The organism is Saccharothrix isguenensis (genome assembly GCF_052936305.1).
Window position 1 is genome coordinate 4,583,749 of record NZ_CP193626.1, and the last position, 20,876, is coordinate 4,604,624.

Here is a 20,876-nt window from a genome sequence, read left to right on the forward strand (position 1 = left end):
GACACACACCGACGGCGCGCTTATGCCGACCGCCTACCCGCACCACGGCCAGGTCTTGCCGGTTGAGACACCAACCGGCAAGACCACGAGGAAACGGGCGCAGCGCCGGAAGGCAACTTGAAGGATGCCGATGGACTCCGAACGCCCGGACCCGCTGGAGCGCCTGGACGCCACCACCGCGGCGATCGCCGCGACCGTCAACGCCGCCGCCGGAAACAGTCCCGCGACACGTCAGAGGTCGCCCACTCCGCCGCGTCCGGTGACCGCCGACGTGGCGCACGACATCCGCAACGGCAAGGCGGTGCCCGTCACGTAGCCCATCGGCCCCGTGGGCGGCCGCGACGACGATGAAGCGTCGGCGGCGGCCCGACCGGTCGGTGCCGTCAGCAGCCGGCTCAACACATGCCTGCTCCTGAGGTTGGACGCCCCATACGTGCGGGAGCGCGTTTTCCTACGCCTTGGCTGCGCTCCCGCGCCTGGCGTCCGAAGGCACCCGGATGGCCGTGTCCGCATCCGCCACGGTCCCGAGTCACATCAGCCGCCGGATGCCTGGTCTCTTCCGCGCCAGTCCAGGGCGACGACCATGGCATCGTCCTCTGGTCCGGAGGTGTGCCGGTGCCCGGCCAGCTCCTGCAGGATCGCGCGGGGCACCTGGGCGGCGGGCAGGAGGCGGGTGGCGTTGATGGCGCGCGCCAGCGCGCGCTCGCCGTAGCGCTCGCCGCCGGTCGAGGCGACGTCGTAGACGCCGTCGCTGACGAAGACGAGACGGTCGCCTGGCAGCACCTGGAACCTCTCAGCGGTGTACGGCGTGCCGTCGAACATTCCCAGGGGCATCTGGGCTTCGAAGGCCACCGGTCCGACAGTGCCGTCGCGCAGCAGCCACATCCGCGGCGAACCGGCGTCGATGACGTCGACGCGGCCGTTGGCCAGATCGAATTCCAGCAGCAGCACGGACACGTGCGCCCGGCCCGCGTACTGGCCGTAGACGGCCTGGTCGGCCAGGGCGGCCTGGTCGGCGAGCGGGGTTCCGGCGCGTCTGGCGTTGCGCAGGGCGTTGACCGCGAGGTTGGTCAGCAGCGCTGCGTCGATGCCCTCCCCCATCCCGTTGGTGACCGTGAGCGTCAACCGGTCCGCGGAGGTGGACCAGTCGAAGTTGTCGCCGTGGATGGCGTAGGCGGGTTCGAGTTGGGCGCCGATGCTGTACTCGGCGCGGGCGCAGGCGCGGCCCGGCAGCAGTTGCCACTGCATCTCGGCGGCCAGGGTGAGCCGGTTGGCGCGTCGGGCTTGGAGGTAGAGGTCGGTGTCGCGTTCGGCGACGATGATCTCGTGCGCGAGCACTTCGCTGACCTGGGCCAGCGCCTCGAGCACCACGTCGTCCGGCGCCTGGGGCAGGCTCACCGAGAGCACCCCGAGGCGGTCGCCGCGCACGGTGACCGGCAGGTGGACCACGACGCCGGACGGCTGCCGCCGCTCGACGTGCGGCTGCTGGGACCCGAAGGCCTTGCCCGGCTCGCTCGTGCCCGTGGGCACGGGGTGTGCGGTGTAGGGCAGGACGGAGACCGGCTGCAGCATGGTGAGCGCGTAGTCGGCCATCAGCAGGTCGACGGTGGTGGCGCCGAAGCGCCGTGCCAGCTCGGTGCGGGTGACGTCGAGCAGTTCGTGCGGGGCGGCGTTGCGGAGTAGGCGCTCGACTTCGAGGTGTCTGCCGTCGGCTGGTGCGGTCATGGGTGCCTATCTTCTTCCGGTGGCTGCCGCACGGTGGTGACGGACGAGCGCAGGCTGACAGAGCGCGGCGTGGATGCGAGAGTGGGAAGTGTGAACCGGTTCCGCCCTCGCTCCGACCCCGATGAGGCGCTCAATGTTCTCACCGAGGTCTTCGAGCGCATCGAGGTGATGTGGGAGCGGAGTCGCGAAGTGTCGTCTGCGCCCCTGTCGGCCTCGCAGCTGCGTGCGATGTTCGTACTGGAACGCCTGACCTGCATGAACCTGCGCACGCTCACGGAGGAGCTGGACTCGACGCCCCCGTCGATGAGCCGGTTGTGCGACAGGTTGGAGGCGGTTGGGTTCCTGGAGCGGTCCCTGAGTCCCAACAGCAGGCGTGAGGTCGAACTGCGGCTGAGCGAGCGGGGCCGGGTGTACCTCTCGGATCTGCGCAAGCGGCGCAGAGAACACGTCCGAGGGCTGATCGAGGCGATGCCGGTGTCGGCTCGGACAGCGATGACGGACGGCCTGATCGCACTGCGCGAGACCGCTGCGGCGCAGGACACGCCGCACGAGGAGTCGGGCACGCAGTCGGCGTAGCGCCCTGCGCAACATGATCGCCTTCTGACTGCACTCCACGCGGAACCGCTGCCCGCCGGGTCGCCACTACCCTGCTAACGTTTGTCGAGAGACAATAGTTTAGCAATCAGGCATTACCCGCCGGAAGGAGTGGTGGACGGTGGCCACCGAAGGCAACCCGATCGTGCGAGAACTCCTGGTCAAAGTTCTCGTCACGCGGGAGGCGGACATCGTCGACCACTGGGTGCGAGCGCAGTTCGACCGCGCGGTCTCCACTGCCATACCCGCAGAACGCGAACTCCGATCCGAAGCGGCCGACATCCTCACCGCCCTGCGGGACGGCCTGCTGATCCAGCTGCCGGTGGACGAGGTAGTCGAACGGCACGGACCGACCCGCGAAGCCGTGGTGCAGCTATCGGTGCGGCGGGCCCGCGCGGGCGTGGACCCGACCACCACCGCGCTGTCCACCCTGGCGTTGAAGGACGCGCTGCTGGACGCGGTCCGGGCGGAAACCGACGACCCCGCCGTGCTGTTCGCGGCCGCGACCACCCTCAACGGCCTGCTCGACGCCGCGGGCGCGTTGACGTTCGCCACCTACGTCGGGGGACGTGAGGAGATCATCCGCACGCAACACCGGCAGATGCTGGAGCTGTCCACCCCGGTGGTCCGGTTGTGGCGCGGCGTGCTGGCGGTGCCCCTGATCGGCACCCTCGACAGCACCCGCACGCAGCTGGTGATGAACGGGCTGCTGGAGGCCATCCAAACCGACGAGGCGCCGGTGGCGATCATCGACATCACCGGTGTGCCGACCGTCGACACCGTGGTCGCCCAACACCTGCTGCAGACCGTCACCGCAGTCCGGTTGATGGGTGCCGAGTGCTTCATCAGCGGCATTCGGCCGGCTATCGCCCATACCATCACGCAGCTCGGCATCGACCTGTCGATGATCACGACCAGGGCCACCCTGGCGGACGCCCTCGCCGAAGCCATCCGGCTGCTCGACGTGGACTCCTCCGACCAGGCGCCCGATCGGGTGCGGAGCGTCCTGTGACCGCGCGGTCGTCGGCCGGTGTGCCCGTCATCCGACTCGGCGACATCCTGTTGACGGGTCTGCTCGACGACATCGACGACCGGACCGCCCTGCGGTTCACCGAGGAACTGACCGAGCGCATCGCAGGCGTCGGTGCCCGCGGCGTCGTGATCGACATCTCCCGGTTGCAGATCATCGACTCGTTCGTCGCCCGCATGCTGACCGAGGCCGCAGCGGCGGGACGGCTGCTGGGCGCGCGGATGATCGTGGCGGGGATGCGCCCGGCGGTCGCCATCACGCTGTGCGGCCTCGGGCTGAGCCTGACCGGCGTGGAGACCGCGCTCAACGCCGAACGGGCCCTGGCCGCGCTGGGCTGGCAGAGGGCTCCGGCCCGCGACGAGCGCGGGAGCCGGCCACATGCGATCAGGTGAACTTCCGACCGTTCACCGAGGCGTCGTCGCCGAGTCGACGCACCCGGTGCGCGACGAGCCCGACCTGCTCCTCGCCCGGCACGCCGTACGTGCGGCCGCGGTGGCGGCGGGCTTCGACCTGGTCGCGCAGACGAAGATCGTGACCGCCGCGAGTGAACTGGTCCGCAACGCCTACATCCACGGCGGTGGCGGCACGCTGACCATCAGCACCGTGTCCAGCCCCCACGGCAGGCGCGGGCTCCGACTGACGGTTCGCGACAGCGGGCCGGGCATACCGGACGTCCAAGCGGCACTGACCGACGGCTTCAGCACCGGCGCCGGCCTGGGGCACGGCCTGGGCGGTGCGCGACGACTGGTCGACGAGTTCACCATCGACACCACACCCGGCGCGGGCACGACCGTCACCGTCGTGCAGTGGGTGACGTGACCGCACCGTCGACACGGGAGATCCGCATCGACCACGTGAGCGCCGTGCACGTGGCCGCCAGGACGGCGCGGGCCCTCGCGACGGAGGTCGGCCTGCCCGGCGTCCTGCCGGAGCACGCCGCCGTGATCGCCTCCGAGCTGGCGAGCAACCTGGACAAGCACGCCGTCGACGGCACGATCCACATCCAGCCGCTGCTACTCGACGCCGGAGTGGAGATCACCTCGCACGACCGCGGCCCCGGCATGACCGACCTCCGCCGGTGCCTCGCCGACGGCCACACCACGACCGGCACGCTCGGGGTCGGCCTCGGCGCCGTCCGCCGTATGTCCACCGAGTTCCTCATCACCACCGCGCCCGGCGAGGGCACGCTCGCCGCCGCGAGCCTGCGCGCGCCCGGCGAACCCGATCGGGCCGTCGAGATGGGTTACGCCGTCCTGCCCGCCGACACCGAGCAGCACAGCGGCGATGCGGTGGCGGTGCACCACGACGAGGACGTCACCACGCTGCTGCTCGTCGACGGGCTCGGCCACGGTGAGCCGGCGGCGGAAGCGGCTCTCACCGCTGCCGACGTCTTCCACCGCAACCCGACCCGACCGGTGTGCGACACGGTGGAGGCGTTGCACCGCGGCATCAGGCACACGCGTGGAGCGGCAGCCGCCGTCGTCCGCGTCGAACGCGGCCGGCTCTCGTTCTGCGGCGTCGGCAACATCACCACCACCGTGCTGTCCGGCGCGCGTGACCGCCACCTGCTCAGCCGTCCGGGCGTGGTCGGCCTGCGCGTCGACCGCCCGACGGTGCACGAGATCGACCTCCCGGCCGGCGGCACCGTCGTCCTGCACAGCGACGGCATCGCAAACCACTGGCTGCTCGACGCACCCGGGCACACCGCCCCGCCGCCGCCCCTGCTCACCGCCCGGCTCCTGCGCGACCACCGCAACCACCACGACGACGCCGCCGTGCTGGCCGCCCGATTCAGAACCTGTTCCCCATGAGCGCCGACATCCCCACCGCCCGCACGGACACCGACACACCGCACGCCCTGCGAGCCCGCCTGCGCCACCTGTGCGACGTGCACGGCGTGCCGGTCGAACAACGCGCCCGGCTCGTCCTCAGCGCGACCACCCTGGCGGGCTCCACGCCCGAGGCCGCGGTCACCTGGCACCTCGACCACGGCACCACGCTGGTGATCACGCTGCACGTGCCCGCACCCGTCGGCACCGCGATCGATCTGCCGCTCCCACCCGAGACGACCACCGGCACCGACATGACGTGGAGGCTCACCGTCCCGGAACAGCCGGCCGTCCGACACACCGGTGCCACCGACGACGACACGGCCACCCGACAGGAGCTCCGCGCGATGATCGCCCGCGCCGACATGCTGGAACGCCAGCACCGCGATCTCAAGCACGAACTCGCCGAAACCAACAGCGGCGTCGTGGCCATGTACGTGGAACTGGAAGAACGCGACGAACGCCTGCGCCGAGCCCACGCCGAGATCTTCCGCGAACTCGAAGACGCCCTGCGGCCACCGGCGCCCACCGTTCCCGGCGTCGAACTGGGCGTGCACTACCAACCCGCCGGCCAGTACACACCCACCGGCGGGGACCTTTACGACTGGTTCGTCCTGCCCGACGGCACCCTGCACATCACCGTGGTCGACGCCGTGGGCCACGGCGTCACCTCCACCCGCAACGCGATCAACGTGACCCACACCGTCCGCACCCTCGCCATGGAAGGCCACCGCCTCGACGACCTCGTCCAACGCACCGCACGGATCAACCCCGCCGCCATGGCCACCGTCCTGCTCGCCCGACTCGACCCGTCGACCGGAGACCTGCGGCTCGCCAACGGCAGCCACCCACCGGCCCTGCTCGTCCGGCCCGACTCGACCACCTACCTACCCACCCCCGGCCGCGGCATCGGATTCCCCGACCCGGGCAGCAACGGCGTGCTCACCACTCGACTCGCCCCCGGCGACCTGCTGTTGCTCTACACCGACGGCCTGATCGAAAGCCGCGGCGAGGCCGACCACGACGAGGTCCGCCTCACCCACACGGCACGCCAGCACGCCAACCTCCCCGTCACCCCTCTGGTCTCCGCCGTCGTCCACGACATGCTCAACGCCGTCCGCTACACCGACGACACCCTCCTGCTCGCAGTCCGGTACACCGGCAACCCCGATCCCAGGCACCCTCCCGCCGCGGCGGTGCGGGACCCCGAGCACTGCTACTCCGGGGTGGACTCGCCACTACCCGGCGGTGCCCGACCACTACCCATGATCGGTCGACACCGGCGACCTCGGCCGGCGCGCTGACGACAATCCCGCCGCATGGTGGCGCCAGCGGCTGACACCACAAGACAGCCCGCGGCTGTCGCCGATCCGCACACGTCTCTTCGCGCCACGGGCTACAGTTGCCGCTATTCTGCGGCGACAGTGGAACAGGCCCGCGGTTCGACCTGCTCGACGCCGGTACGTCGGCTCCAGCGAGTCCGGGGAACGGACGACATGACTACCAGCCTCGACGCAGGTGGGCGTGGTTACGACCACGCCGCCGTCTACTACGGCTCCTACGACGAACTGCTGGCCGTGGTGGTCCCGTTCGTCCGCGCCGGCGTGGACGCCGCTGAGCCGACCGTGGTGTCGCTGGCGAAGCACAAGTCCGACCTGGTGCGCGCCGCGCTACCCGACGCGTCGGACGTCGAGTTCCTCGTCGCCGACGACCTCTACGCCCGGCCCGCCGCCGCGATCAAGTCCTACCGGGACCTCATGGCCGGGTACGTGGCCGACGGCGCGAGCCGGATCCGCATCTTCGGCGAGGTCCCCCGCTCCGGTCTCGGTGCCACGTGGGACTGGTGGGCTCGATACGAGGCGGCGGTCAACCACATCTACGACGAGTTCCCGCTGCGCAGCATGTGCGGCTACGACACCCGCGACACCCCGCGGCACGTCTTGGACGACGTCGCGCGGACCCATCCCTTCGTGGCCACCGCCGACGGACGGCACCTGACCAACGACCGCTACGTCGAGCCGCGTTCGTTCCTCACCGCGTCACGGACGATGACCGATCACGCGATCCAGCACACGCCACCACTGGTCGGCCTGACCGATCCCACACCGGCCGAAGCCCGTCGGGCTGTCCTGGCGACCAACCGGACCAGCCTGTCCTCCGACGAGATCGATGATCTGTCGCTGTCGGTGACCGAGGTCGTGACCAACGCCCTGCGTCACGGCCGCAGACCTGTCCAGGTACGTGCTTGGTCGGACACCGCACAGCTGGTGGTGACCGTCCACGACTGCGGCACCGGGCCCTCGGACCCGTTCGCGGGTCTGCTGCCCGCACCGGACCGGTCGACGGGCGGGTTCGGCCTGTGGCTGGCTCACCAACTGTGTCACCACGTCGCCTTCGCCGGCGACGAACGAGGCTTCACCATCCGCCTCACCATGGGCGAGCCCCACCCCGCCACCTGAGCACCGAGAGCCCGTTCGTCCAATGCGCCTCAGCGCGGCGGCCCTGGTCGGGTCCGGACGGCTCCCGATTTCTTCTTCTTCACCTCATGATCCGCTGGGAGCCCGCGGACAGCACCGTGACGTCCTGAAGGGCTCTCGTGCGACCGTGGAGCGCACCCCGCCCGCTTCAGCCGGACTCGGTCCCGTTGTCCCGCGCGGGCGAGGCGGTGTGGATGTCGGCGCCGTTGTCGGCCTGGCGTTCGGTGCGGCCGGGGCCGTGCCAGTCCAGGCAGAGCACGGTGGCATCGTCCTGGAGGTGATCGCCGCAGGCGTGCCGCACCGCCCTGGTGGCCGCCCGCACCACCTCCCGGGGGTGCAGCCCTTCGGTGTCGCACAGCAGCGCGGGCAGGTCGACGCCGGCGGCGTCGCGCTCGAACATGCCGTCGGTGATCAGCACCAGCCGGTCGCCGGGCCGCAGGTCCAGCCGCTGCACCCGGTACTCGTGCTGCGCGACGCCGAACAGCAGGTCGACCTTCAGCCCGACCGGCTCCACCACGCCGTCGCGCAGCAACAGCGGTACGGGGTGACCGGCGTTGACCAACTCACCTACTCCGCTGTTCAGGTCCACGCGCATCAGCAACCCGGTCGCCAACGACCCACCGCCGTGCTCCAGCAACGCCTGGTTGGCCCGCTCCGCCTGACCGGCCAGGTCGCAACCGGCCCGGCGCGCCCCGCGCAGCGCGCCGACCAGCAGGGTCGCCGTCAGCGCCGAGGCCACGTCGTGACCGACGGCGTCGGTCATCGACACGTGCAAGGTCTCGCGGTCCAGCGTGTAGTCGTAGGTGTCGCCGCCGATGTCGTCGGCGGGCACCAGACCTCCGGCGACGGTGAACTGACCCGCCTCGCAGCAGGACGCCGAGGGCAGCAGCTGGTGCTGGATCTCCGCGGCCAGGCTCATCGTCGTGGTGCGGCGACCGGTGTGGTACAGGTCGGTGAAGCGGCGGTCGGTGAGGATGACGTAGGCCAACGCGTGCGCGGCCTCACCCAGCTGCGCCAGCAACTCCTCGTCCAGGGCGGGCACGGTCGCTTCCAGCACACCGACGCAGTCGCCGCGGTTGGTCACCGGCAGCACGACACGCACGCCGTCGCCGTCCTGCTCCCGCCTCGGCTGCTGGGTGCGCAGCACCTCTTCGTAGGCGCTGCCCCGCAGGTCGACACGCTCAGCATCACGCCCGTCCAAGTCCAGCGAGGTCGACGTCAGCCGCACCAACTGCTCGTCGACGAGGTCGGTCAGCAGGTACGACACGTCGAAGGCCCCGAACCGCTTCGCCAGGTCACGGGCGACGACCTCGACCGACTCCCCCGGCGGCGCGCTCTCCGCCGCCGCCAGCACATCACCGGTTCCCACCACGCCACCGTCCACGGCGACCTCCGACCACTCGGGCGTCCACCCAACCACAACCGCCGACCCGCCTGAACACAACGAGGCCATCCGCGATCCCCCGGGCCGCACACGGCCGTCTACTGGGACGAAACGAGGTGGCACGCGTCCGCCCACCCATTCGCGCTTCGGTCCCTGCCTTCCCGACCACATCCGCCGCAGGTCGGGGAACGTGTGCCTGGGGATGCGTTATGTTGGCCGCCTGGAGGGTGTTGAGCAGCACAGCATCCCGGTTCCCAGTTCCGCCCGGTCCTACAGCCGTCGTGCGGAACGCGGCCTGTCGAGGGGTGCATCGATGACACGTGACCAGGACGTCTCCGTCCGCGCACTGGCTGCCGAGTTGACCGAGATGGGCAGGCTGGTGGAAGACGAGGACCACGAAGCGGTCGGGCGCCGGTTCACCGAACACCTGGTCCGCGCCGTCCCGGGCTGCGACTTGGCTTTCCTCGCGGTCGACCGCGAGGGCGAGGTCGATGTGACCGCGAGCACCGACCACCCGCCGCTCGACCTCGCCGTGGACGAGGGCGACCCGGTCCGCGAGGTGCTGCGCTACCGCGAACCGCGCCGCCTGGGCGACACCGCGCAGGACCACCGCTGGCCGCTGTTCGCCTCGCGCCTGGCCGTGCACGGCCACCGCAGTTGCCTCGTGCTGCCGCTGCCCACCCTGCACTCCCCCACCGCCGCGGCGGTGCTGCTGTCGAAGGAACCGCACCGGTTCAACGACCACTCCTACGACATCGTCCTGCTGGTCGCCCTGCACGCCGGCGTCGCCCTGGACAACGTCGAGGCGCTGCACCACAGCAAGCAGCTGGTGGGGCACCTGACCACAGCCCTGGGCACCCGCCACACCATCGGCCTGGCCCAAGGCCTGCTGATGCGCCACTTCGCCCACGACACCGACCAGAGCTTCACGCTGCTGCGGCATGCTTCCCAGCACGCCAACCGCAAACTGCGGGACATCGCCCAGGACCTGGTGGCCGCCCACGAGCGCGGCGAACTCGGCGAAGCGCTGGCCCGGCACCGCATCCCAGGACCTGACGGCGTCCTGATGTGACCGGGGCGGTGGCGGTGGCCGACGGTCGATTGTGCCGGCCGGTGGTAGGCACGTACTGTCGGTATCGGCGCGTCCTCACGGATCCGCCGCGGAGCGCCGATACGGGTTGAGCAGCAGCTCGGTTGCCGGTTCTCGTAGGTTCCGACGAGAGGCACCCATGCTCGACACCACCGGGATCGCGACAGTCGACACCACCCCGCATCACGACGTCCCCGTCGTGGTCGTGACCGGTGAGGTGGACTCCACCAGTGTCGACCCCGTGCGGGTCCACCTGTTCGACCAGCTCGACCGCTGCCCGCGGAGTGTGGTGCTGGACCTGTCCGGCGTGGTTTTCCTGGGTTCCACGGCCCTGCAACTGCTGGTCGAGTCCGCCACCCGCGCGGAGCGCGCGGGCACGGCCCTCGTAGTCGTGGCGAACCACCGCGCGGTGCTGCTGCCGATGCGGATCACCGAGCTGGACCGGGTGGTGGCCGTGCACGCCACGGTCGACCAGGCGGTCACCGCGGTGCTGTCGCGCTGACCACCGGTCAGCCGGCGGGCGGCGGTGCGGAGCAGGGCACCTCCGCCCACACGGTCTTGCCCCGTTCGTGGAACTCGACGCCCCATGCCGTGCTCAAGTACGCCACCAGCACCATGCCCCGTCCGCGGTGCTCACCCAACCGCGACTTCTCCACCACCACCTCGCCGTGGGTCGCGTCGAAGACCTCGACTCGCACCGAGCGCGGTTCCGATGACCGGTGCAGTCGCACTCGACGCGGCGCCTCGCCGTGGTCGTAGGCGTTGGCCACCAACTCGGTGATCACCAGCAGGCAATCACCCAGGTCGTCGTCGGTCAGACCGGACAACACCTCCCGCGCCCAACCGCGCACCCAGGTCAGCGGTGGCACTTCGTCGGCCAGGTCCATGGTGGACGAGCTGGGCCGGCCCGCATCCTCCTCGAGCAGCGTCACAGTCCTCACGCGCCTCTCCGCCGAAGACGTTGGACGGCGCGAAAATACCCACCCGCCCTGTTCGTCAACCATGCCGCGACTCGGGCCACCACATCCGACCCCTGTGCCGGTGTTCTCGACCGCCCGCGTCTCAGGCCGGCCGCGAGCCGTCACTAATGCCCTGACCTGCGGCGATCAGGCTCAGGAATGCGTACACGGTCGTACCGTGAGCGCTGGTGTGGACACGGACCAGATCGGCGAGCTGGTTGACCAGGAGCAGCCCACGGCCGCCCTTGTGCCCCGGCGCGCGCGGGCGGCGGCCGGCGAGGGGGTCTGCCAGGTGTCCGCTGTCCTCGACCGCGCAGACCACGTGGCCGCCGGCGTGCCAGATCCGCAACAGACAACCGGCTCCGGTGTGCCGGAGGCCGTTGGTGGCCAGTTCGGTGGCGATCAGCTCAAGATCGGCGACCCGCTCGGCGGCCAACCCCCACCGTTGTGCCCGTGCGGCGGCGAACCCGCGCGCACCGCGGATGTCCGCGGTAGCGGTGACGGGGAAGCCCGCGGTATCGGGAGCCATGTCGAACGGTCGGTTGTACCGGCTGACGATGACGTCGGGGTCATACCGATCGCTGACCCCGCGATGGGTGCCGTGCCACACCGCGGGGTGGGTGACCAGGGCATCGTCCAGGACGCGGGGGTCGAGAGCCGATGTGTCGTACGGGCAGAGGATGGTGACGTCACGGCCGGCGAACGCCAGGTTTATCAGCGCCTCGTGCTGGGCGCACGCGGGATACTCGGCGTCGGTGCGGCCGGCCCAGATCGGTTCACCGACGATGCGCACGTGGCCGCTGACGTGGGTGTCGGCGAACCGGCGCAGCACGGCGGGGATGATCCGGCCGGGGTTGCGGCCGGCGACCTGCATGTCGAGCATCGGCACGTGGGTAGCGGCGTCGCCCAGAGCGTCGTGCAGCAGCCTCATCCGTGCCCCGGGCACCGCCACGGCGACGGGCTGTCCTGCGGCCAGGCCGTCCAGGACGAAGGGCACGAGGGTCTCCACGTACTCCTCGTCGGAGGCGTAGAAGAAAGCGGGGTGGACGAAACCTGCCGACGACGGCGCTTCCAGGGTGGTCATGCGACCGTCTCCCCGTGCCCGTCGCGCGGTCGCGGATCGGCTCGGTCCGAAGTCGGAGCGAACGGCTTGCTGGTGGACATGTCCACCTCTCCGCCTAGGACGGGCATCGGGGCAGCCGCTGTGCGCGGACAGGGACCGATCGCCACGGAGTGGGCGTTCGAGTACACGCACGCGACCTGCGCGAATACCCACTCCTCTACGTCCGGGCCAGCATAGCCGCATATCGCTGAGAGTCGAACGCGGTGTCTCGGTGGCTGGTGCCCGCCGCGGGATTCAGGACGTCGAGAGGGGCAACCGGCGTGACTCGCCCGTCGCCCTGCCTGAGGTCTTGGGCGGCCTGGAGCTCGGGGACACGGTGGTGGTCGATGGCGTCGGCGGCGATACGCGTGGCCCCACCGGCCCTCGCACCGGGAACGGGGTGGACACGTGCTCTCGGGACGGGTCGGCCACTGCGTGAGTCGCCAAGGACAGTCGATGCTCCCGCAAGTCGGTGAACGGGCGCAGAAGGCTGTCGGGGCGGGTGGCGGCGTCGGCGGCCAACTCCATCAACCGCATGCCGGATTCCCATCCGGCTCTCGTCGAACGGGTCGGGAAGGCACCCGTTGACGACGCGATCGTGGGCGAGGTGGTTGTCCACCCCGGCGCGGACGCGCCACACCACGGTGCGGGCGTGCCCGAGCGTGCTGTGCTCCAGCACGGGCGCGACGGTGTCGAGGACACGCCGGGCCAGGTGTGGCGGAAGCGGGGCGGGGGAGGCTGCGGGCGTAGTCCAGGCACTCGTGGGCCAGCAGCTCCCGGATTGCGCTGCGCCACTCCGCGCCGCGGTTGCCCGGATCTCCGCCGCCGTGGTCGTCCTCGACCGCCGACAGCGTGGTGGAGGTCCGCGCAGCCGAGCGGTCAGGTGGTCAACGCGGTAACGGGAACGACCCGGGGCTGAACGCCGCCGTTGTTCTCCCTGATGTGCTGCCTGCTATTCGGCACGCGCCTGCGGCGCACCGCCGGAGGAGGCATGTCCGGCTACCTTCGCAACGACCCCGCGACAGGTGAATACGCGATCTCACCAGTCGGCACCCCTGCCAGCGCGTCGCCACTCTCTCATGACCCGCCGGGACGCCATCGCGGCTGGCGGCTTCATGACGGCGTCGGCATGTCGATCGCGACGTCGACCCCGATTGACCAGTCGGTGACCGGACGCAGGCACTCGACGTCCAGCCGGGCCCTGACCCGGCCGGACGCAGCGAGAACCGAGGACGCCGCCTCGGCAGCGCGGAAGTCCCGCCGTGAGCAGCTGAGGAAGAGGTTCGACACACGATCGGTCCTGCCTGTGACCGTCCCCGGTAGGTCCCCGATGTGGGTAGTCGTCGACGGAGCCGATCAGGGCCCTGCTTTTGTAGTGGCGCGACGGCATCTGCCGCCGCCACAATCGACGAGTGTCCACCCACGACCTCCTGCGCCGGCAGTTCGACCTGACCTGGGCACTGTTCGAGTACCACCTCGAACGGCTCACGTCCGAAGACCACCTGTGGGAACCTGCCGGTCTGGTGTGGACGATCCGGGACGGAGCGCCGGACTGGGCCGAATCGGAGCCGGACCCGACGCCCGTTCCGACCATCGCGTGGGTGTCCTGGCATATCGGGTGGTGGTGGTCGGTCACGATCGACCACGCGGCCGGGCGTCCGACACGGGAACGCACGGACGTCGTGTGGCCCGGCCCGGAGTTCGTCGCGGACTGGCTGCGCGGCCTGCGCGACGAGTGGCTCCAGCTGCTGCCGGGGCTCGACCTGGCCGCACCGTCCGACTTCCCGCAGCCCGGAGGAACGGTCGGGCACACGGCGGCATGGGTGAACGCCGAGCTGATGAAGAACGTGGCCGAGATCGGCCAGTTGCGCCTGTTGCGGGCTGCCGGCCGCTGTCCTGGGTCGTAGTGCGCCGATGGAGGCGGCACCCCCTCGACCTAGCGCGTGTTTCAGATGTGGCGTAGCCAGATGTTGATGGCGGCGATGTCGATGGTTGCCTGGTAGCGGATGGCGAGTTTGTCGTATCGGGTGGCGACCGCCCGGTGTTGTTTGAGCAGGTTGATGCCGCACTCGACGGCGTGGCGCTGCTTGTAGACCTGCCGGTCGATCGTCGGTGGCCGTCCACCGTGGGAGCCTTTGGCCTTGCGGTGGGCGGCCTGGTCGCGGGGCTGGTCGATGGTCGCCTTGATCTTTCGTCGCCGCAGGTAGGCGCGGTTGGCCTTGGAGCTGTAGGCCTTGTCCGCCAGGACCCGGTCCGGCCGGGTACGTGGTCGACCACCGTCCGGACGCGACACCCGGATCGCCTCGATCACCGGCACGAACTGCGGGCTGTCGCCGCGTTGCCCCGCGGTGACCAGCAGCGACAGCGGTTTGCGGCCTTGTTCGCAGGCCAGGTGCAGCTTGCTGGTCCACCCGCCCCGCGACCGCCCCAACCCGTGATCGTCCGGTTCCGTGCCACCGGTCGGTGTGTCGGGCGGTTCGACCTGGAGATCCCCCTTTTACGCGCACCGGCGGCATGCTGGTGCGCCCGCATGATCGTGGAATCCACGCTCACGTCCCACACGATCAGCCCGTCGGCGTCCGCACGGGTCTGCAGCGCGGCCAGGATCGCTTGCCAGACCCCGGCCCGCTGCCACCGTCGGAACAACCCGTAGACGGTCTGCCAGGGCCCGTACTCGGGCGGGAGATCCCGCCACGGAGCACCCACCCGCACCCGCCACCGGACGCCGTCGATCAACTGCCGCTTACTCCACTTCGGGGGACGTCCCGGCCTGACGCCGACGGGTAACAGTGGTCGCACCAGTGCCCACTGCGCGTCGGTCAGATCGAACCGCCCCGCTGCCGCTACGCTGGCCACGAGGTCTCCGGTACTGCGGTTTTGCTTGGTCGCTAAACCATCTACCGGAGACCTCGCCACATTCCGGCCACCGACACGCCGCCAGCCACCTCACCTTTGAAACACGCGCTAGGCCTCCACGTGATACCCGAATGCCTGCGCAGTAGAACCAGCTATGATCTTCGACCGGCTGACGCCGAGAAACGAGCACGACACGGGCGTACGTCATCGACCTGGACGTGCCGCCGAGGATGCCGGCTACCGCTCGCCACCCGGCAAAATCGGCCGTCGCTCCCCCGGTCTACGACCGCAGGCGCTCCCGAGGTGGTGCGCGCTGATCGACGAGTACGGGCAAGCGACCTGACCGGCAGCGATGCCTTTCGAGCGGCACCGGTCGAGTTCCGCGAACGCGCTCGGCAGCCAGGCCGGGACAAGCGGCTCAGGCAGGCGGCGGACCGGACAGCGCGGTGCGCCGCAGGGCGGGCAGGGACTGGATCAGGAGGTACCCGAGCACGCCGCCCAGCGTGTTCGCGAGCAGGTCGTTGATGTCGACGCTGCGCCCGCTGCGCGCGACGACGTAGATCAGGAGCTGCGTCACCTCGATCGACGCGCTGAACGCCAGAGACAGCGCAGCCACCCGCCCCGCGCTCGGGGCTCGCGGCGACACCAGCGGGAGCAGAACGCCGAACGGCACCAGCATCACCACGTTGAGCGCGAACGACGGCACGTCCGCGGTCAGCAGCGGGAACCAGTTGACCTGCTCGTACCACGGGGTCTGGTCGGCGTACGGGCCCTGCTGCACGTCGATCGGGAACAGCGTGAAGTGCACGACCCCCGCTACGTACGCTCCGACCGCCGCCCGGATCACCCAGTGGCGCCCCGTCCACCCCGGCCGACCGCGCACCGCACGTGCCACGAGCACCGCGCCCCACAGCGCGAGTGCGGGCACGAGCACGTACCACGATTCGATCCCCACACCCGCGTAACCGACGTCATCCCACACCTGCGGACCTCCTGACTGGACTCGGTGCCAGCGTGCGCCGAAGCGCGCCGCGCGGACCTCCGTCCTCAGGCGGGTCTTGCGGGTCCGCCTCCTCCTTTCGGCGGACCCCCTTGCGAGGGATCCGGCGATCGCGCCCGGTCCTTACGCTGGCCGGGTGCGGTTCTTCCTCCGAGCAGCAGTCCCCTGGCTGGCCGCCGCGTGCGTGCTGGCCGCCCTGGGCGTGGTCGACCTGTGGCTGGGCGAGTTCAGCGGTCAGGACAACACGCGCCTGCCGTGGGCGGTGGCGATGGTGGCGGTGGCCTTGTGCGCCGGTTGGCCCGGCCCGCGCGGTCTGCCCGCGCTCGCGGCGGCGCAGGCCGCCGGCGCGGCGGGCATGTGGTGGGCGACCCGACACGACCAAGCGGTGGAGATGCCCTTCACGCTGTCCGCGACCGCCGCCCTGCTGGGCGTGCTCGGCCTGGTGGCGTGGCGGGGAGATCCCCGGTGGACGACCGTCGCGGCTCCTGTCCTGGCGGTGTCCGTCCTGGTCCAGCCGCTGCGGGGCGACGTCGAAGACCTGCGGACGACGGTCGGCGTGCTCGTGCTGGCGCTCGGCGTCGCGGTCGCCGTGGCGGCCGGTCTGGTGGCACGCTCGGCCGCCGCCGCCCGGACTCGGCAGGTGCAGCGCGCCCGCGCCGCGCAACGCGCCGAGTTCGCCCGCGACCTGCACGACTTCGTCGCCCACCACGTCGCCGGGATCGTGGTGCACGCCCAAGGCGCGGCGGCGGTCGCCCGCACCGACCCCGAACTCGTGCTGTCCGCGCTCCGCGAGATCGAGCACGCGGGCACCGAGGCGGTGGACGCCATGCGTCGCGTGGTCGGCCTGCTGCGCGACACCGCCGATGACGGGGCACCCGGGGTCACCGAGGTGCCCGCCCTCGTGGAGAGCTTCCGCCGCACGTCGGGCCTGCTCGGCGACCTTGACGTGCGCGGTCCGTTCACCGACGTGCGCCCCGACATCTCCACTGCGGCCTACCGCGTGGTGATGGAGGCGTTGACCAACGCGCGCAAGCACGCGCACGGTGCCGGCGCCGTCGACGTGTCGGTCCACCGCACCGGCAGCCACCTCGAGGTCCGGGTGATCGACAACGGCCGTCCCGGCCCCGAGCACACCGGCGGGTTCGGACTGCGCGGCCTGCGCGAACGCGTCGTCGCGGCGGGTGGCACCCTGTCCGCGGGCCCGGCCCCACGCGGCGGCTGGGCGGTCGAGGCCAGCCTGCCGGTCGGGAAGGAAGCATGACGATCACCGTCCTCATCGCCGACGACCAGGCGATGGTCCGCACCGGCTTCCGCATGATCCTGTCCGCCGAACCGGGCATCGAGGTCGTGGGCGAGGCCGTCGACGGCGTGGAGGCCGTGGCCCTGGCGCGGGACCTCGTTCCGGACGTCGTGCTGATGGACATCAGGATGCCCCGCCTGGACGGCCTGGCGGCGCTGCGCCGGATCAGCGGCCCGAAGGTCGTCGTGGTCACCACCTTCGACGATGACGAGCACGTGCGCGAGGCGCTGCGCCACGGGGCGTCCGGTTTCGTGCTCAAGACCTCGGGCGCGGCCCTGCTGGTGGAGGCGATCCGCGCCGCGGCGTCGGGCGAGGCGCTGGTGAGCCCGGCGATCACCGTGCGCCTGCTCCGGCAGCTGGCCGGTCGACGTCCTGCGCCTCGCGAGATGCCGCTCTCGCCTCGGGAACTGGACGTGGTGCTGCTCGTGGCACGCGGTCGCACGAACGCCGAGGTGGCGCGCACCCTGCACGTCACGGTAGGCACGGTCAAGACGCACTTGGCGGCTGTCCAGGCGAAGCTGGGCGCCCGCAACCGCGTGGAGATCGCCGCCTGGGCGTGGGAATCAGGCCTCCTCGACGCCGAGGGGTGAGCGGCGGGATCGGCTCGGATCGCAGGGCGTGCGACTGTGGCGACCGAGGCGATCATCCGTCTACGACCCAATCACCGCCAGGATGACAAGGCATCGACGGTCAAGCCGACAACCACGGCCCGCTACAGCACCGCGAAACGCGTTCGGTGGTGCTCACGCACGTACACCTGAACGTGAAGTTCGACGGGAGCCACCGAACCTGTCCAGGAAATGTTGGCAGGTGCAGGTCCAGGTGCCCGGTGGCCGAGCTCCACGGCGAGGTCGATCAGCGGTGTTCGACAAGCTCGCTCGCCACCGGACGGTGCTGGTCGTGGTCGACCAGCCCGCCGCCATCGACGCCCTGCCGGTCGCGGTCACCCGCGTCCTCGGGTACCAGGTCGCCTACCTGCACGACCTGGCGATGCGCCGCACCGTCGACCGACACCCCGGCCGAACTCGGCGTGCTGGTCGGGTTCGACGACGGCCTGGCCGCCGAAGCCACCCGCCTCTCCAACCGCGTCCGCGGCCTGCTCACCGGCATCCACCCCGTCCACAGCCCGTCAGGTCGGCGAGACCCTCACGAGCGAGCCCGGCCCGGCGCCTCCGGCGGGCTACGACTGGTGATCAGCCTGCCGGCCCGACCCGTAGGCCTCTGCGAGTCGGAACCTCAGGGCAATCATGTGGTCAGGCGTTGTCCTGGAGCATGGCCAGGGTGAGGACGGTGTCACCGATCCCCCAGCCGCCGTCGGCGACCTCCTCGACGAGGATCATGGTGTTGGGCCGAGCCCGGTCGCCGTAGATCTCGGCGTAGATCTCGGTGGCCCGGTGGACGATGGTTTCCTTCTGCTTCGCGGTGAGGGAGCCGGCCGGCACCTTGAAGTTCGCGAATGGCATGTTTTTTCTCCTTCTGCTGTAGGCCAGTGGCTGGCTTGGGTGGGTAGTAGCTAGCTGCGATGCTGCCGATGCGGCGGTAGGACTCGGCCCTGATCCGGTCGTTCACGGCGGAGACGATGTCGCTACCGTCGTGACTGGGGTCGGCGTGGGCGCGGAATGGTCGTTGCCGGTGGGCAGGTCGATCACGCATGCGACGCAGAAGCCGCTGGACGCAGCCGTGATCACGACGACCTCCCTGTCGGTCATTGCGGTGACCTCAGACGATTCCGCCGTTGGCACGCACGACCTGGCCGTTGACCCAGTGTCCCTGGGGACTGACCAGAAAGGCGACCACGGCGGCGATGTCGGCAGGCGTACCGAGCCGCTCCAGCGGTGGCTGGGCCGCCAGAGCGGCGACGGTCTGCTCGTCCTTGCCGTCGAGGAACAGCTCGGTGGCGGTCGGGCCGGGGGCGACGGCGTTCACGGTGACGTCCCTGCCGCGCAGCTCCCGCGCCAGGATCATCGTCAGCGCCTCCACCGCACCTTTGCTCGCGCTGTACGGACCGTACTGGGGAAAGGCGAGCCCGACCACGGAGGTCGAGAACGTGATCAGCGCACCACCGGGCCGCAGCCGGCGCGCGGCCTGCTGAGCGACCACGAACGTGCCGCGGATGTTGGTGCGATGCAGGTCGTCCAGAACGGTGAGGTCGAGGTCGACCACAGTGGACAGAACCAACTTGCCGGCGGCGTGCACCACCACGTCGACACAGCCGAACGTGGCCTGGGCCGCGTCGAACAGCGCGGCGACGGCGTGCTCGTCGGCCACGTCCGCCTGGACGGCGATCGCCCGCCCACCCGCTTCCTCGACCGCGTGGACCGCGTCGTCGGCCAGGTCCTCGCGTCCGGCGTAGCCCACAACGACGGCACAGCCCTCCGCCGACAAGCGGGTCACGATCTCGCGGCCGATGCCGCGCGAGCCGCCGGTCACGACGGCGACCCTGGATGTGGCCCCGGTCATGGTGCTGCTCCCTCCATCCGGTGATGGGTCCACCATGGGGCCGCCGGCCGCGCTCAACCAGTTGCCGTTCACCCAGGGGATGACAACCCCTGGCAGGAGCCGGCGGGACGGCGGAGGATAACGACGTGAACCTGGCTGAGCTCGGCGCTTTCCTGAAGTCGCGACGCGACCGGATCCGACCGTCGGACGTCGGCCTGCCGACCGGTCAGCGGCGGCGAGTGCCGGGGCTGCGCCGGGACGAGGTGTCCCAGTTGGCCGGCGCCTCCGTCGACTACTACATCGAGCTCGAACGGGGCAGCGGTGCGCAACCGTCCGAGCAGATGCTGGCCGCGCTGGCCCGAGCGCTGCGGCTGACGTTGGACGAACGCAACCACCTCTACTACCTCGCCGGGCGCCCGGTTCCGCGCTCGGGCAGCCCGGCGGCGCACGTCCACCCCGGCATGCTCGACCTGCTGGACCGACTGACCACCACACCCGCGCAGGTCATCACCGACCTGCACGTCACGCTGGTGCAGAACCGGCTCGCCGTCGCGCTGCTCGGACCCGCGCCCAGCACGACGGGCATGGAGGCGAGCTTCGTCCACCGCTGGTTCGCCGACCCGTCGGCACGCTCGATCTACCCGGCCGAGGACCACGCATACCATTCCCGGACGTTCGTTGCCGACCTGCGCGCCGCCGTCGCCCGTCGCGGCGGACACGACCAGGAGGCCACTCAGCTCGTGGTCGACCTGCAACGTCACAGCCCGGAGTTCGCGACCCTGTGGGAGCAGCACGACGTCGCCGTTCGCCGCAACGACCGCAAGCGAATCATCCACCCGGGCCTGGGCACCGTCGAGGTCAACTGCCTCAACCTGTTCAGCGAGGACGGCCACCAACGGCTGCTCTGGTTCACCCCCGCTGTCGGCGCCGTTTCCCTGGAACAGCTGGAACTGCTCGCCGTCCTCGGTACGCAAGAGCTCGCACCCGAGCGGTCCTGACAACGACCCGGTGTCAGGGCTCCGCTCCTTCCGGAGGTGCTCATCACCGCCGCACCCGCACCCACGTCCGGAACACCCGACCTCAGAGCCGGG

The 20,876-nt window shown here is 70.8% G+C and carries 21 protein-coding genes and 2 pseudogenes; 15 read left to right on the forward strand and 8 right to left on the reverse strand.

What is annotated here, in order from left to right:
• Positions 1-130: 130 nt before the first annotated feature.
• Positions 131-316: a hypothetical protein gene (locus ACRAKI_RS20585; RefSeq protein WP_447002131.1), complete on the forward strand. Its 186-nt coding sequence runs from the start codon at positions 131-133 to the stop codon at positions 314-316.
• Between the two features lie 218 nt (positions 317-534).
• Here the strand turns inward: ACRAKI_RS20585 and ACRAKI_RS20590 are convergent, their stop codons facing one another.
• Complete coding sequence (locus ACRAKI_RS20590; protein ID WP_447002132.1) at positions 535-1,725, reverse strand: PP2C family protein-serine/threonine phosphatase; 1,191 nt, start codon at positions 1,723-1,725, stop codon at positions 535-537.
• Between the two features lie 81 nt (positions 1,726-1,806).
• On the opposite strand from ACRAKI_RS20590, the gene ACRAKI_RS20595 reads away from it, so the two are divergent.
• The 7 genes from ACRAKI_RS20595 (at position 1,807) to ACRAKI_RS20625 (ending at position 7,637) form a co-directional block, all read left to right on the forward strand.
• Positions 1,807-2,301 (forward strand): MarR family transcriptional regulator, encoded by a 495-nt coding sequence (locus ACRAKI_RS20595; RefSeq protein ID WP_447002133.1) that lies wholly within the window; start codon positions 1,807-1,809, stop codon positions 2,299-2,301.
• Between the two features lie 139 nt (positions 2,302-2,440).
• Positions 2,441-3,331 carry an STAS domain-containing protein gene (locus tag ACRAKI_RS20600; protein WP_447002134.1) on the forward strand — a complete coding sequence of 297 codons (891 nt, stop codon included), beginning with the start codon at positions 2,441-2,443 and terminating at the stop codon, positions 3,329-3,331.
• Entirely contained in the window at positions 3,328-3,741 is a 414-nt protein-coding gene (locus tag ACRAKI_RS20605; protein WP_447002135.1) for an STAS domain-containing protein, read from the forward strand. The genes ACRAKI_RS20600 and ACRAKI_RS20605 overlap by 4 nt, the downstream gene beginning before the upstream one ends.
• A complete protein-coding gene (locus tag ACRAKI_RS20610; protein ID WP_447002136.1) occupies positions 3,728-4,168 on the forward strand; it encodes an ATP-binding protein in 441 nt (146 codons plus the stop codon). The genes ACRAKI_RS20605 and ACRAKI_RS20610 overlap by 14 nt, the downstream gene beginning before the upstream one ends.
• Entirely contained in the window at positions 4,165-5,160 is a 996-nt protein-coding gene (locus ACRAKI_RS20615; RefSeq protein WP_447002137.1) for a SpoIIE family protein phosphatase, read from the forward strand. Before ACRAKI_RS20610 ends, ACRAKI_RS20615 begins: the two co-directional genes overlap by 4 nt.
• Positions 5,157-6,482 carry a PP2C family protein-serine/threonine phosphatase gene (locus tag ACRAKI_RS20620; RefSeq protein WP_447002138.1) on the forward strand — a complete coding sequence of 442 codons (1,326 nt, stop codon included), beginning with the start codon at positions 5,157-5,159 and terminating at the stop codon, positions 6,480-6,482. The genes ACRAKI_RS20615 and ACRAKI_RS20620 overlap by 4 nt, the downstream gene beginning before the upstream one ends.
• 192 nt (positions 6,483-6,674) lie before the next feature.
• Entirely contained in the window at positions 6,675-7,637 is a 963-nt protein-coding gene (locus ACRAKI_RS20625; protein ID WP_447002139.1) for an anti-sigma factor RsbA family regulatory protein, read from the forward strand.
• A gap of 166 nt (positions 7,638-7,803) precedes the next feature.
• Here ACRAKI_RS20625 and ACRAKI_RS20630 read toward each other — a convergent pair whose 3' ends face one another.
• Positions 7,804-9,024, reverse strand: coding sequence for a PP2C family protein-serine/threonine phosphatase (locus tag ACRAKI_RS20630; RefSeq protein ID WP_447002140.1), 1,221 nt, complete (start codon positions 9,022-9,024; stop codon positions 7,804-7,806).
• A gap of 328 nt (positions 9,025-9,352) precedes the next feature.
• On the opposite strand from ACRAKI_RS20630, the gene ACRAKI_RS20635 reads away from it, so the two are divergent.
• Together ACRAKI_RS20635 and ACRAKI_RS20640 are read left to right on the forward strand one after the other, a co-directional pair.
• Positions 9,353-10,111, forward strand: coding sequence for a GAF and ANTAR domain-containing protein (locus tag ACRAKI_RS20635; protein WP_447002141.1), 759 nt, complete (start codon positions 9,353-9,355; stop codon positions 10,109-10,111).
• A gap of 157 nt (positions 10,112-10,268) precedes the next feature.
• Positions 10,269-10,631 (forward strand): STAS domain-containing protein, encoded by a 363-nt coding sequence (locus tag ACRAKI_RS20640; protein ID WP_447002142.1) that lies wholly within the window; start codon positions 10,269-10,271, stop codon positions 10,629-10,631.
• A gap of 7 nt (positions 10,632-10,638) precedes the next feature.
• Here the strand turns inward: ACRAKI_RS20640 and ACRAKI_RS20645 are convergent, their stop codons facing one another.
• Positions 10,639-11,070: an ATP-binding protein gene (locus ACRAKI_RS20645; protein ID WP_447002143.1), complete on the reverse strand. Its 432-nt coding sequence runs from the start codon at positions 11,068-11,070 to the stop codon at positions 10,639-10,641.
• Positions 11,071-11,191: 121 nt separating this feature from the next.
• Positions 11,192-12,172 carry an anti-sigma factor RsbA family regulatory protein gene (locus ACRAKI_RS20650; RefSeq protein ID WP_447002144.1) on the reverse strand — a complete coding sequence of 327 codons (981 nt, stop codon included), beginning with the start codon at positions 12,170-12,172 and terminating at the stop codon, positions 11,192-11,194.
• Between the two features lie 1,430 nt (positions 12,173-13,602).
• Between ACRAKI_RS20650 and ACRAKI_RS20655 the strand changes: the two genes are divergently transcribed.
• Positions 13,603-14,097, forward strand: a complete 495-nt coding sequence (locus tag ACRAKI_RS20655) for a DinB family protein (RefSeq protein ID WP_447002145.1) — start codon at positions 13,603-13,605, stop codon at positions 14,095-14,097.
• 41 nt (positions 14,098-14,138) lie between these two features.
• Here the strand turns inward: ACRAKI_RS20655 and ACRAKI_RS20660 are convergent.
• Positions 14,139-15,046: pseudogene (locus ACRAKI_RS20660) on the reverse strand (IS5 family transposase).
• Between the two features lie 418 nt (positions 15,047-15,464).
• Positions 15,465-16,028 carry a VanZ family protein gene (locus tag ACRAKI_RS20665; RefSeq protein WP_447002146.1) on the reverse strand — a complete coding sequence of 188 codons (564 nt, stop codon included), beginning with the start codon at positions 16,026-16,028 and terminating at the stop codon, positions 15,465-15,467.
• A 154-nt stretch (positions 16,029-16,182) separates the two neighbouring features.
• Between ACRAKI_RS20665 and ACRAKI_RS20670 the strand changes: the two genes are divergently transcribed.
• From ACRAKI_RS20670 to ACRAKI_RS20680, 3 genes and pseudogenes are all read left to right on the forward strand, one after another.
• Positions 16,183-17,307 (forward strand): sensor histidine kinase, encoded by a 1,125-nt coding sequence (locus ACRAKI_RS20670; protein ID WP_447002147.1) that lies wholly within the window; start codon positions 16,183-16,185, stop codon positions 17,305-17,307.
• Positions 17,304-17,936 (forward strand): response regulator, encoded by a 633-nt coding sequence (locus ACRAKI_RS20675; protein ID WP_447002148.1) that lies wholly within the window; start codon positions 17,304-17,306, stop codon positions 17,934-17,936. Before ACRAKI_RS20670 ends, ACRAKI_RS20675 begins: the two co-directional genes overlap by 4 nt.
• 268 nt (positions 17,937-18,204) lie before the next feature.
• Positions 18,205-18,463 (forward strand): annotated as a pseudogene (locus tag ACRAKI_RS20680) (IS110 family transposase); the annotation flags it as partial.
• 136 nt (positions 18,464-18,599) lie between these two features.
• Here the strand turns inward: ACRAKI_RS20680 and ACRAKI_RS20685 are convergent.
• Both ACRAKI_RS20685 and ACRAKI_RS20690 read right to left on the reverse strand, forming a co-directional pair.
• Positions 18,600-18,809, reverse strand: a complete 210-nt coding sequence (locus ACRAKI_RS20685; RefSeq protein WP_447002149.1) for a tautomerase family protein — start codon at positions 18,807-18,809, stop codon at positions 18,600-18,602.
• 256 nt (positions 18,810-19,065) lie between these two features.
• The gene (locus tag ACRAKI_RS20690) at positions 19,066-19,806 is read right to left on the reverse strand and encodes an SDR family oxidoreductase (protein WP_447002150.1); all 741 of its coding nucleotides are present in this window, start codon (positions 19,804-19,806) and stop codon (positions 19,066-19,068) included.
• Positions 19,807-19,931: 125 nt separating this feature from the next.
• On the opposite strand from ACRAKI_RS20690, the gene ACRAKI_RS20695 reads away from it, so the two are divergent.
• The gene (locus ACRAKI_RS20695) at positions 19,932-20,783 is read left to right on the forward strand and encodes an MmyB family transcriptional regulator (RefSeq protein ID WP_447002151.1); all 852 of its coding nucleotides are present in this window, start codon (positions 19,932-19,934) and stop codon (positions 20,781-20,783) included.
• Positions 20,784-20,876: the final 93 nt, after the last annotated feature.